This is a genomic window from Nocardiopsis chromatogenes YIM 90109, assembly GCF_000341185.1.
Taxonomy (GTDB): domain Bacteria; phylum Actinomycetota; class Actinomycetes; order Streptosporangiales; family Streptosporangiaceae; genus Nocardiopsis_A; species Nocardiopsis_A chromatogenes.
On sequence record NZ_ANBH01000108.1, the window covers coordinates 1 to 11,309 of the forward strand.

At 74.8% G+C, this 11,309-nt stretch carries 16 protein-coding genes; 7 read left to right on the forward strand and 9 right to left on the reverse strand.

What is annotated here, in order from left to right; all coding sequences use genetic code 11:
• Positions 1-415: 415 nt before the first annotated feature.
• The gene (locus D476_RS0110760) at positions 416-1,432 is read right to left on the reverse strand and encodes a DsbA family oxidoreductase (RefSeq protein ID WP_017623956.1); all 1,017 of its coding nucleotides are present in this window, start codon (positions 1,430-1,432) and stop codon (positions 416-418) included.
• A gap of 75 nt (positions 1,433-1,507) precedes the next feature.
• Between D476_RS0110760 and D476_RS32890 the strand changes: the two genes are divergently transcribed.
• On the forward strand, positions 1,508-2,098 hold the full coding sequence (locus D476_RS32890) for a TetR/AcrR family transcriptional regulator (protein ID WP_017623957.1): 591 nt from the start codon (positions 1,508-1,510) through the stop codon (positions 2,096-2,098).
• Here the strand turns inward: D476_RS32890 and D476_RS32895 are convergent.
• Positions 2,055-2,549: a DUF6286 domain-containing protein gene (locus D476_RS32895; protein WP_017623958.1), complete on the reverse strand. Its 495-nt coding sequence runs from the start codon at positions 2,547-2,549 to the stop codon at positions 2,055-2,057. The two genes, D476_RS32890 and D476_RS32895, sit on opposite strands and share 44 nt — an antisense overlap.
• Before the next feature lie 388 nt (positions 2,550-2,937).
• On the opposite strand from D476_RS32895, the gene D476_RS0110775 reads away from it, so the two are divergent.
• The 3 genes from D476_RS0110775 to D476_RS0110785 all read left to right on the forward strand — a co-directional run bounded on the left by D476_RS0110775 (position 2,938) and on the right by D476_RS0110785 (position 5,069).
• Positions 2,938-3,456 carry an RNA polymerase sigma factor gene (locus D476_RS0110775; protein ID WP_017623959.1) on the forward strand — a complete coding sequence of 173 codons (519 nt, stop codon included), beginning with the start codon at positions 2,938-2,940 and terminating at the stop codon, positions 3,454-3,456.
• Positions 3,447-4,037 (forward strand): anti-sigma factor, encoded by a 591-nt coding sequence (locus D476_RS0110780; protein WP_017623960.1) that lies wholly within the window; start codon positions 3,447-3,449, stop codon positions 4,035-4,037. Before D476_RS0110775 ends, D476_RS0110780 begins: the two co-directional genes overlap by 10 nt.
• Before the next feature lie 87 nt (positions 4,038-4,124).
• On the forward strand, positions 4,125-5,069 hold the full coding sequence (locus D476_RS0110785; RefSeq protein WP_017623961.1) for a hypothetical protein: 945 nt from the start codon (positions 4,125-4,127) through the stop codon (positions 5,067-5,069).
• A gap of 46 nt (positions 5,070-5,115) precedes the next feature.
• Here D476_RS0110785 and D476_RS39690 read toward each other — a convergent pair whose 3' ends face one another.
• The 6 genes from D476_RS39690 to D476_RS0110810 form a co-directional block, all read right to left on the reverse strand.
• On the reverse strand, positions 5,116-5,250 hold the full coding sequence (locus D476_RS39690; protein WP_017623962.1) for a hypothetical protein: 135 nt from the start codon (positions 5,248-5,250) through the stop codon (positions 5,116-5,118).
• A gap of 314 nt (positions 5,251-5,564) precedes the next feature.
• The gene (locus D476_RS40065; RefSeq protein WP_394296928.1) at positions 5,565-6,122 is read right to left on the reverse strand and encodes a maleylpyruvate isomerase N-terminal domain-containing protein; all 558 of its coding nucleotides are present in this window, start codon (positions 6,120-6,122) and stop codon (positions 5,565-5,567) included.
• Between the two features lie 41 nt (positions 6,123-6,163).
• A complete protein-coding gene (locus D476_RS0110795; RefSeq protein ID WP_017623963.1) occupies positions 6,164-6,691 on the reverse strand; it encodes a DinB family protein in 528 nt (175 codons plus the stop codon).
• Between the two features lie 38 nt (positions 6,692-6,729).
• Positions 6,730-7,515, reverse strand: a complete 786-nt coding sequence (locus D476_RS0110800; RefSeq protein WP_239648669.1) for a DUF6082 family protein — start codon at positions 7,513-7,515, stop codon at positions 6,730-6,732.
• A complete protein-coding gene (locus D476_RS0110805) occupies positions 7,418-8,164 on the reverse strand; it encodes a DUF6879 family protein (RefSeq protein ID WP_017623965.1) in 747 nt (248 codons plus the stop codon). The genes D476_RS0110800 and D476_RS0110805 overlap by 98 nt, the downstream gene beginning before the upstream one ends.
• Positions 8,157-8,426: a hypothetical protein gene (locus D476_RS0110810; RefSeq protein WP_017623966.1), complete on the reverse strand. Its 270-nt coding sequence runs from the start codon at positions 8,424-8,426 to the stop codon at positions 8,157-8,159. The genes D476_RS0110805 and D476_RS0110810 overlap by 8 nt, the downstream gene beginning before the upstream one ends.
• Positions 8,427-8,729: 303 nt before the next feature.
• On the opposite strand from D476_RS0110810, the gene D476_RS0110815 reads away from it, so the two are divergent.
• The 3 genes from D476_RS0110815 (at position 8,730) to D476_RS0110825 (ending at position 10,844) form a co-directional block, all read left to right on the forward strand.
• Positions 8,730-9,182 (forward strand): hypothetical protein, encoded by a 453-nt coding sequence (locus D476_RS0110815; RefSeq protein ID WP_026123411.1) that lies wholly within the window; start codon positions 8,730-8,732, stop codon positions 9,180-9,182.
• A 15-nt stretch (positions 9,183-9,197) separates the two neighbouring features.
• On the forward strand, positions 9,198-9,773 hold the full coding sequence (locus D476_RS38225) for a hypothetical protein (protein WP_017623967.1): 576 nt from the start codon (positions 9,198-9,200) through the stop codon (positions 9,771-9,773).
• A gap of 207 nt (positions 9,774-9,980) precedes the next feature.
• Entirely contained in the window at positions 9,981-10,844 is an 864-nt protein-coding gene (locus D476_RS0110825; RefSeq protein WP_017623968.1) for an SDR family NAD(P)-dependent oxidoreductase, read from the forward strand.
• A 4-nt stretch (positions 10,845-10,848) separates the two neighbouring features.
• Here D476_RS0110825 and D476_RS0110830 read toward each other — a convergent pair.
• On the reverse strand, positions 10,849-11,309 hold a 461-nt coding region (locus D476_RS0110830), incomplete at its 5' end, for a hypothetical protein (protein WP_017623969.1).

The following is an 11,309-nucleotide window of genomic DNA, read 5'->3' on the forward strand; positions in this document are numbered from 1 at the left end:
CCGGCGGCCCGCCGCCCGGCCGAAGCCACCGAGTGGGGTACCGGCCCAGCCACCGCCTGCCCGAACCGCGAGGAACCTGCCGCCCGGCAAGCAACACCAGGGACCCGCCCGGCTCACCCCGTCGCTGCCGATCACAACGACCATCCATGCGCCTGGTGGCCGACAGCGCTGCGGCGAGGGCCGCTGCTCCCTGTCGTTGCCGCTCTCCTCCTTGCACTCCGACGGTCCGCCGCCCGGCCGGGGCCCCTGTGCGGGGCACCAGCTCCGCCGTCGCCGCCCATCACGGCGACCATGTACGCGCCCGGCAGCCGACAACGCTCCGGCAAGGGCCGCCGACCTTTGTCGTCGCCGCCCTTGCCGCCTTGCGCTCCGGCGACGGGCACCTCTGGGTGCTGCTCGCCCGGGGGGAGGTCGTCTAGGCGTACTCCGGCTCCATTACGCCTGCCAGGCGCATGTACGGCTCGGCCTCGGTGTCCCGCCCCTGGCGCTGGAGGGTGCGGCCGAGCATCAGCCGGACGTAGGCGTCCGTCGGGTCCTCGTCCGCCATGCTCTGCAGCTCCTTCTCCGCCCGGCCCAGCTGGGCCGAGGCGTAGTAGGCCCGCGCGGCCAGGAACCGCGCTCCCCGGTCGTCGGGGTGGGCGGCCAGGACCGGTGCGAGCAGCTCCAGGGCGCCGAGCGGGTCGCGCGCGGCGAGCAGGGAATCGGCGAGGCGGTAGCGCTCCACCTCTTCGGGAAGGCTCCGCTCCTCCCCCGGCCCCTGGCGCAGGAACGCGGCGATCTCCTCGGCGGACTGCGCGCCCGCCAGGGCCCGGCCGCCCACGACGATGGTCGGCGAGGTGCGGATGCCCCGAGCCTTGCCGCGCAGCAGCAGCTCCCGGACGGCGGCCTCCCCGCCGCCCTCCTCCACCCGGCGCGCGCCGCCGTGGAACCCGCCCCTGTCCGCCGCGGCGGCCAGCACCTCCGGGTCGCCGACGTCTGCGGCCTCGACGAAGTGCGCGTGCATCACCTGCTCGGCGACGGCGTTCTGCAACCGCCACCCGCCGTGCTCCAAGGCGAGCAGCAGGAGCCGGTGCGCGGGGCCGGTGTCCGGGCGCCAGGCCGCGCCCCAGCGCGGGCCGAGTCCTTCGGCCGCCGCGATGCGGGCGACGCGGTCGCGGTTCTCGTCCGGGGTGAGGTGGGGCGCGCAGGCCCGCAGCGACTCCTCGGCCCCCGGCGCCTGCAGGGCCTCCGCCAGCCGCTCCGACGGGGCGGGCGCGGCGGGGTCGATGCGGTAGGGGCGCCAGACGACCTCGGCCGACGCGGCGATGTCCCCGCCGACGTCCCCCGCCTCCCCGGCGGCGCCCTCCGCGAGCAGGGCCAGCGCGCGCTCGACCCGCCGCTTGCCGATGTAGGCCCACGCGCAGACGACGTCCGCCCAGATCTCGATTCGCATGCCGGAAGATTACACAACACCTGTCGCTTACACAACAGGTGTCGATTATCGGCGGACTGCCCTAGGATCGGCCCCATGAACCCGGACGACCCCCGCGCCCAGCGCACCCGCGCCCGCCTGCGCGCCGCGGCGCTCGACCTGTCGGCCGACGGCGGCGGGGCCCAGCCGAGCACGGCCGCGATCGCCCGCCGCGCCGGGGTCAACCGCGCCACCGTGTACGCGCACTACAAGGACGCGGACGCCCTCCTCACCGACGCGATGGAGGAGGCGCTGGCCCCGGTGATCCGAGCGGCCTCGCTGTGCCCGCTGGACTCCCCGGCCCACCGCGCACCGGAGCCGCTCGTGGAGCTGTTCGAGCACGTGAACACCAACGCCGACCTTTACGGGCGCATGCTCGGCGCCCACGGCAGCCCGGGGTGCGCCGCCGCGCTCAGGACGCGGCTCACCGACGAGCTCACCGCGCGCTTCGCCACGGGCGAGCGCCCCGACGGCTCGGAGGGCATCCCCGTCGCCCTGCACGCCTCGTTCCTGGCAGGCGCGCTCATCGGGGTCATCGCCCAAGGCACCGCCGACCGGGGCGCCGCCTGGCGGCCCGACGAGGCCGCCGATGCCGTCTGGCGCCTCATCCGCCCCCGCCCGGCGACTCCACCTGCGCCCGGACACTGAACTCCTCGCCCAGCGAGAGCGAGTCCAGCCGCGCCCGGACCGCCCCCTCGACGGCCCTGCGCCGGGCCTCCTTGCGCGGCACGGAGGAGACGACCCGGACGAACACGCTCCGGGAACCGACCAGCACGTGCACCGACTCCACCCCGGAGACCGTCACCGCCGACTCCTCAAGGGCCTTGCGCACCCCGGGGAGGGGGTCCGAGGCGTCGGCCGCGCCCACCGGCGCCTCGGCGACCGCGCCGCCCGCGAGCAGGCTCACCCCGGCGGCCACGAGCATTCCGCCGCCGATGACCAGCAGGACCACGGACGCGACGCGCAGCCCGGGGTCGTCCAGGCGGGCGTCGGCCAGGACGGCGATGACCTCCGCCGCCGAGACGAGCGCGGCCGTGGCGGGGGGCGCNTCGCCGCCCGGAGTGGAACCCGCGTCCGCCACCTGTGCCCGGACGCCCATCGACGGCCTGCGGCCTCCCCCGCCCTGGGGCGTTCGGGGGCCGCCGCCTCCTGCCGCACCGCGGTCATATGGTCCCCTCCTCGGTCCGCTCACATCAGGACGGGCGCCGAGGCGGCGGGCCCGGGCCGACCAGGCCCCCCTCACCGGTCAGCGGGCCGCACGCTCGCCGTCGGCGCCCGTCACCATGGATGACACCTCTCCGCCGGTTCCGCTCACGCTCCCCAGTATGTGACGTATCCCACACATGACACAACCATGGCTGTGCAGGTCACGGTGGGTAACGTTGCGTCACCACTCCCCTCTGGAACGTCGTTCCGGTCCCCCTCGCCGGGCCGAGCGCACGGAAAGGGGGCGGAGCGTGCCGGGTCGTCCGGGCCCACCCGACGGGGTGCTGGCCGAACGCGCCCAGGACGGCGACACCTCCGCCTTCGAGACCCTCGTCCTGCGCCACCAGGACACCGTCTTCCGGGTCGCCCTGCGCACGCTCGGCGACCGCGACGAGGCGGCCGACGCCGCCCAGGAAGCGCTGGTGACCGCGTGGCGGAGGCTCCCCACCCTCCGCGACGCCGACCGGTTCCGCCCGTGGCTCCTGCGCATCGCGGCCCGGAGCGCCCTCGACGCCGCACGCGCCCGGACCCCCGAGCACCCGCTGCCCGAAGGGGCGGAGGTCGCCGACCCCGGTGCCGGACCGGCGGGGCGGGCCGTCGGCAGCGGGCTCCGGCAGGCCCTCGACCGCGCCCTCACCGACCTGCCGCCTCCGCAGAGGATCTGCTGGATCCTCAGGGAGATGGAAGGATTGGGCTATGAGGAGATCGCCGACGTGGTCGACGCGACCCCGACCGCTGTGCGCGGGCGCATCCACCGCGCGCGCACCCGTCTCGTGGAGGCGCTTGAGCCATGGCGGTGAACGGCCCCGGAACCGACGGCCCTGACGGCGGCGACCGCGTCGACGGCATCGACGACGGCGACCGCCTTCCGTGCGGCACCTCACTCGACGCCCTCCTCGACCACCTCCGCGAGGGGAGCCCCACCGCGCACGAGCGCGCGTGCCCGCACTGCGTCGCCGCCGTGGAGGAGATGCGCGTACTGACGGCGGCCCGGGACGAGGCCGAACATGACCTCCCCGCCGCCCCGCCCGGCCTGGCCGACCGGGTGATGCGCACCGTGCGCGCGGAAGAGCGCGCGAGCGGGTACATCGCACTGCCCGGCCCTCCCGGCCGCCCCGCCGGGGGGCGCGGGTGGACGAGGATCCGCACGTCGGCGGTGGCCACGCTCTTCAGGGCCGCGTGCGACACGGTGCCCGGCGCCGCCGTGGGACGGTGCCGGTTCTCCGAGGGGCCGGACGGCGTCGCGGTGGAGCTGAGCGCGCGCTTCACCGGCGAGGTCCCCGCGCCCCGACTCGCCGAGGAGCTGCGCAGCGCGGTCCGCACCGCGGCCCTGCACCACCTGGGGTGGCGCCCGGCCCGCGTCGACGTGCGCTTCCACTGACCGCCGCCGCGGCCCGGCCGGCCGTGGCACCATCGCACTCGGGGCCGACGCGCGCCGGCCCCGGACCGTCCGAACAGGCAGGCTCCCATGGTGCACTCCCTTGTGATCGTCGCCCTCGACGAGGGCCTCGGCGGCCCCTGCACCGACGGCGACGCCCCTCCGGCGCTCCGGTCGGCCATGGCCCCCTTCGACCTCGACCGGGAGGTCGACCCGTACCCGGACTACACCGAGTTCCAGTCCCGGCCCGCCGACTTCTGGGCGGTCAAGTACCTGCGGGCGCGCTTCGGGTTCTCCGTCCCCGACGAGGAGCTGACCTGGGACGCCGTGGCCGAGGCCTACAACCGGGACCTGGTGCCCGCCGACGGCGAGCCGCCGATCCTGTTCGACGGCGTGGGGCGGCCCTACTTCGCGTCGACCTTCAACCCCCGGGGCGAGTGGGACTACTGGTTGACCGGCGGGCGCTGGAAGGACTACTTCCACGTCCGCCCCGGGGCCGGTGACGACCCGCTCCTGGTCCTGCCGAACGCCACGGCCGCGGGGACGCGCGCGGCGGGCGGGCCCAAGGGCGCGCTCGACCTGGCGTCGATGCGGGAGAGCGCGGCGCGCGAGGCCGAACTGGAGTGGGACCGCTTCCAGGAGCGCGCGGCCGAACTGCCGCCCGCCCTGGGCTGGTCCTCGTTCGCCCGCCTGGTCTCAGCGGACTTCCCGCGGCAGCGGGCGGAGGAGGACTACCGGAGCCAGCCCTTGGTGGACGCGCTGTTCCACACGGACCTGGGCCCGGTCATGGACTACGCGCTGGACGCCCCCGGCGCCTCGAAGGAGGGCTACATCGAGGGCCGCCGGGCCCGCGCGGTGCCCGGCGCGGCGCTGCTGACGTTGGAGGGCGAGTGGATCAACGCCCCCTTCGGCGGCTGGATCGGGAGCACCCCGGACATCCGCTCGGCGGAGTCGGGGTACCGGTCCATGGTCAACGCCTACATCGACGCCCTGCCGGACGGCGTCCGCCTCATCGCGGTCGACGCCCACAGCTGACCCGCCCGTGACCCGCCCACCGGAGCCGATCGGAGACCACCGGACCTCAGCGGATGACCGCCACCAGCGCCGTGGCCGCCTCCCACGGCCCGGCGTCCCCGCCGCACCCGGCACGGCCGCGGGCCTCACCGGGGCCGATGCCGCGAGTGGCCAGCCGCCAGAAGTCGTCCCGGCCGATCACGACCCGGGCCGCCGGGTCGGGGCCACGGTCGCGCCCGCGGCCGCGGGCGAGCCCCCCATCGCCCCTGTTCGGCGGTCACGGTCCACACACCGCCGCCCGCGCCCCGCACCTCGATCTCGACCGCCGTCCCGTCCGGGCGCTCCAGCCCGGCCAGCGCCCTGGGCAGCGCACGTGTGAAGGCGTCGACCACCGGACCGGCGAGATCAGGGCCGTCGGCGCCCGGGTGTCCGACGGCGTCGCGGATCTGCTGCCGGTGCCCCCGGAACTCGGTGTACTCCCGGGCGAGGTCCAACCACACCGGGGACGGACGCGCGTCAGAGGCCCACGGGACGTCCAGGTCGGCGGGGCCGTCGAGGTCCTTGTCCGCCCACAGGGCGTCCAGGGGGTGGTGCGTGGATCACGGCCGTAGAAGGCACCGGCGGCGTCATGTCCATCGCAGGGCCGCTGTGCTCCCGAAAAGCAGGAGGAGTCAGCCTGGGCGCGCTGTCGGCCGGTGAGAACGCGGCGAGGGGCATGCCCGGTCGCCGCGCAGTAGGCCGTGATCCACGCACCACCCCCCTGGCTGCGGCCCGAGGTGGGTGAGCCGGTCCACGATGACCTCGGGGCTGAAGTGGCGCGCCACCGCCACGGACTCCCCGTTCGTGCGGTGGATGAAGTCCGCCGGTGACTCGCCCCGCGAAGGGCGGGCCGTGGTGGCCGTCCCTGCCCCCGGAGAGCCTGCGAGTGTAGTCGTGCAGGACGTGCGCCGCGACGTCGTGGACGTCCCATCCCGGACACACCGCGGGGGCGGACCACTCCTCGCGGTCCAGATCGGCCATGAGGTCCAGCAGGAGCGCCCGTTCCCCGGGGAACAGGAGGCGGGGGTCGATCATGGGGCCGAAGGGGTTCGCCGCGCCGTCCACCGCTGGGCCCCCTACTCCCCGACCGTGCCGTCGACGGCCTCGCGGAGCAGGTCGGCGTGGCCGTTGTGGCGGGCGTACTCCTCGATCATGTGCGTCAGGACCCACCGCAGGGACACCTCGCCCCGGCGCCGGTCCCTCCCCACCGTGTCCATGCCCGGGGCCTCCTCGACGAAGCGCTCGGCGAAGGCGACCTCCTCACGCCAGCGGCTCCAGGCGTCCCGGACGGTCTCCTCGTCCGCCGCCAGGTTGTCGAAGTCGCCGTCGATGTCCTCCTCCGACCAGTACAGCGGCGGGGGGTCGGGCCCCGCCATGACGGGGCGGAACCACGCCCGCTCCACGTCCGCCATGTGCCGGAGGAGCCCGAGCAGGGACAGCGTCGACGGCGCGACCGCCCGCCGCGCCATCTGCCCGGCGGTGAGCCCGGAGCACTTCAGCTCCAGGGTGGTGCGCTGGTAGCGCAGGTAGCCGGAGAGGACGTCGGCCTCCCCTCCGAGTTGCGGCGGGTCGACCCGGGGGTCCTTGTCAGGGCTGTCGAACATCTGAGGCATGCGGGCGATTGTCCACCCGCGCGCGCCCGTCACCAAAGGGTTTTGCGACCCCGCCCCGCCCGTCGGCGCCGAGGGGCACCCCGGGGACCCCTTCGCGGCGCCGCTCCGCCGACCAGCGCCCCGACCGCCGCACCGGCCCCGGCGGCCGCCCCGGCGCCGAACGCGGCCAGGGCGCGCAGGGTGCTCCGCTTCACCACCGGCCGGTGCCCGGCGGCGTCCGAACGCCCCGCGGGCGCCGCCGACGCCACCGGCCGCGCCGCCGCATAGGCCTGTTCGAGGATCTCGTTGAAGCGGCGGTCCGCCCGGCGGGCCGGGGCCGACAGGCGGCGCCTGCGCGCCCGCGCCCAGTACGCGCGGCCGACCCCGCCCCGGAACATCTCCTCGGCCGCCGCCCGCAGCCGCGCCTCGGGCAGCGCCCCGGCCCGGAACGCCGTCCCCCACTGGGTGACGATCATGTTCGTGTAGAGCTGCTGCCTGCGCTCGGTGCGGTCCTCGCCCTCGGGGACCGGCCCCCAGCACGCGTCCAGGTCGGGGTCGTCCATGGCCATCCTGAGCAACTCGGCCATGGCCTGGCGCCGCCCCTCTTCGACGGCGCGCCGCGTCTCACGGGCCTGGAACACCAGTGTCACGGCCACGCCGACCAGGGCGAGGACCGCGATCAGCGCGGACACCGCCCCGTAGGTCTGACCGATCAGGCTCAGCCGCTCCCACTCCCCGTCACCGCCGCCGAACGCCCTGAGGGCGAGCGGCGAGGCCAGCACCAGTGCCACGGCGGTCAGCGAGAGCAGCGCCACCACGAGCGGGAAGGTCTTCACCGCCCCCCGGTCCCGTCTCCGGCTGCGGCCCCATGCCCGGTCCCGGGGCGATCTCGCGCCGGTAGAAGTCCATGAACGGCTCGGCGCGGGCGTAGAGCGCGGCGACCGCGTCGGCGACCCGTCGGGCCAGTCCGGGGTCGTCGATGCGCTTGGCCCCGGCCGGCGCCCACCACCGGTCGTAGAGCACCTGGTAGACGACCCGTCCCCCGTAGACCATGGTCTCGGGCAGGGGCCGCCGCCGTTCCAAGGAGCCGATCCGCTCCGCGTCCAAGACGGCGATCTCATAACCGCACTCGACGAATACCCGGTGACTGTGCATCTCCCATCGCAGATAGCCGCTGGGGGGCCGTTCGGCCACCCTCAGCCTGCGCATTCGCAGCCCCAGACCGGCGTAACGCGCCACCTGCTCCCGGAGCCGCTCCCGTTCGCCCTCGAATATAGCGATGGCGCGGGACATGTCACCGGCGAGGTAGGCCTCCCATGCCTCGTCCCCGGACTCGTCGAAACGCTGCGATCTTTCGAGTTTCCACACGTCACCGGTGATGTCGGGGGATTCCCGCAGGGCCTTGGCGTCGGCGTGGTAGTCCGCCCGGCCGAGCACCGTGCCCCGGGCCTCGTACACGGCCTCGAAGGCGTGCGGGTCAGTCATCGGAGATGTCCGGCTTCGCCGACCTGAGCATGGCCCCGGGGATCACGACCAGCCGTTCGTCCGCGCCGATCCTGACCCCGTCGGGGAGCCGGTGCGCGTAGCGGTCGGTCGCGTCGCGCCCGACGACGGCGATGTCGCCGTTGTCCAGCTCCCAGATCTCCGGGCAGTCGTCGTCCAGCCGGCTCTTGTCGAGCTCCGCGGCGGTCTTTCCGAGCCTTCTGCGGAACCCCGCGGAAGGGTCGGCGTCCCAGAGGCGTTCCATGGGGGGATCCTCTCGTATCGAGGGGACGGGCCAGTGGTCTTTCCCCGGAGAGGCGGGAAATCACCGGCCGCCGCGCACGGAAAACGGCGTTATGCGGCCATGTGCGGCCATCCGGGGGAACGGGGGCGACTCCGGCACCCGGAATTCCCAATTTCCACGCACCGGACCACCGCCAGGTACCGCCCCCTGATGGCCTGACCGGGGCGAATCGGACTCCGACGGCTCTCCTGTACCTTGGGGCCCTGCCGTCGATGGGCGCGCCTCTGACGGCGACCCGCCACCCCCACCCCGGAGAGGTTGCCCATGTTCCTGATCTCCCCCGTCGTCGCCGTCCTCTTGGCGGTCGTCGGCCTGGCCCTGCTGGGGAAGATCGCCCCGCACCGACGCGGGATGGCGGTCACCGGCCTGGTCCTGCTCATCGTGTACGCCCTGTGGACGCCGCTGTACATCTTCGTCCTGCAGGAGATGTTCTTGTTCTCCAGCCTGACCATGGTGATGGTGGGCTCAGTGCTCGACGCGGTGGTCGGCTACGGCCTCTGGGGCGTCGGCCTCCTCTTGCTGGTGCTGGCCGCCACGCGCGGTGCCCCCGCCCGGCGGGCGACGGCCGCCCCCGCGCCTCCCGGTCCGCCCGGTCCGCCTCCCGGGTCCCACCCCTATGGGCCGCCTGCGGGCTACGGCCCGCCGCCCGACGGCGGCGCGCCTCCGCCCCCTCCCGGCCCTCCCCCCGCCGGTCCGCACCCGCCGGCCGCGTCCTGACGATCGGAGAGGCCGATGTTCTCCTACGCCTTCACCTCAGTTCCGTACTTCCTCTTCGATCTCTTCACCGCTGTTGTCGGGATCGTCGCCCTCGTCCGCGGGGGCAGGGCCCCGAGCGGGGGCGGGCTGGTCCGCACGGCGGGGGTCCTACTGATCCTGGCCGCCCTGGTGTGGGCCGGGTGGCGGGTCTACACGACCTTCATCCTCGATTTCACCCTTCTGCCGCCCGCCTACGAGCCGATGATGTACGCCCGGGTGATCGCCGGGGCCGTGCTGTGGGGCATCGCGGTGGTGCTGATCCTGGTCGCGCTGGCGGGTAGCGGCAAGGCCGAGTCGGAGCCCTCGGCACGCCAGGGCGCAGGGCCGATGCCTCCCGGCCCATCGGGGCCCACCGGTCCCCCTGGACCACCGCACGGTCCGCACAACCCGCACAACCCGCACGGCCCTCAGGGCCCCCAGGGCCCACACGGCCCCATGCCGCCGCAGCAGCAGCCGATGCCGCCCGGCCCTCCTGGGCCCTCCGGCCCACCGCCCGGCCCCTCCGGTCCGCAGCCCGGCCCGCAGCACGGTCCGCCCGGCGGCCCGCGATAACCGAAACGGGCGAAACGAACAATGGGGCGGCCGCAATTGCGGCCGCCCCATAACCGTTCCCTGTCCTCATTCGGCCGCGGTCACTCGCGGGGACAGCGCGCCAATGGGGCAACTCCCCGCCCGGCTTTCACGACCGGAGTCGGCCGCCCGGCGCCCGCCCCGATCCGCCTCTCCCATAATTGCCACGGAACCGAATAAGGGAGCGGCATGACCGACGTCGCAGGCAAGACGATCTTCATCACCGGCGGCGCCCAAGGGATCGGTCTGGGAATGGCCCGCGCCTTCGCGCTCGCGGGCGCCGACCTCGCCCTGGCCGACATCGACCCCGACGCACTGGAGGCGGCCCGCGAGGAACTCTCCTCCACCGCCCGGACCGAGACCTTCCTGCTCGACGTGCGCGACCGCGACGCCTTCGCCCGCACCGCCGACGAGGCCGAGGAGCGGCTCGGCCCCGCCGCGGTCGTCTGCAACAACGCCGGGGTGGTGGGCACGGCGGCGGTCACCGACCCCAGCCCCGCCGTGTGGGACCACGTGCTCGGCACCGACCTGGGCGGGGTCTTCAACGGGGTGAACGCGTTCCTGCCGCGGATGGTCGCCCGCGGCGGCCCCGGGCACATCGTGAACACCGCCTCGACCGCCGGGGTCCGCGGCGGCGCCCTCTTCGAGTACAGCGCCGCCAAGGCCGCCGTGATCGCCCTGTCGGAGTCGCTGCACGCCGACGCCGCGCTGAACCGGATGGCCATCCGGACGACGGTGCTGTGCCCGGGCGGCGTGCGGACGCGCATCATCGACCACGGCATCGCCGCCATGCCCGACGGGGTCCCCGAGCGGCTGCGCACGCGCATCGACGACGAGCGCATGCGCACCGTCGTCGAACAGTGCGGCCTGGCCCCCGAGAGCGTCGGAGAACAGGTGCTCGCCGCCGTGCAGGAGGACCGCTTCTATGTGTTCACCGACCGCTCGGCCCTGGACGACCTGCGCGAGCGCGCATCGGCGATGCTGGCCGCCATGCCGGAGGAGTCCGAGCACGACCGCAGGCTCGCCGAGGCGCGGCGGCGCCTGGGCCGCTGACGGCTCAGGAGGCGTAGTACCGCCGCGCGCTCGAACCCGTGATCAGGGCGATCTTGACGATGCACAGCACCAGCGGGACCACCGCGAGCAGGTTCAGCGCCAGCAGGTTGACCGCCCACCCCAGGGCGAGCACGGTCTGGAACACCACGATCGACCACAGCCACAGCCGCGAGCGGCGCCCGGCCACCGCGGACAGGAACATCGAGATGAGGCCGGTGGCCACCGGGATCCCGATCGCCAAGCCGAGCACGACGGCCATGGCGGCCGGGTCGATCCCCTCCTCGGCCAGCACCTGGAGCACCGTCTCCTGCACGTCGGACAGGTCCTCGACCTGACGGGGGTCCACGCCCAGCATCGCGCCGAACAGGACCGCCACCCCGAGGCCGAAGAGCACGCCCACCAGGCCGCCCAGGAACATCAGCACGCGCACGGCGGTGACCGTGCCCGGCAGCGGCGGGGGGCCCT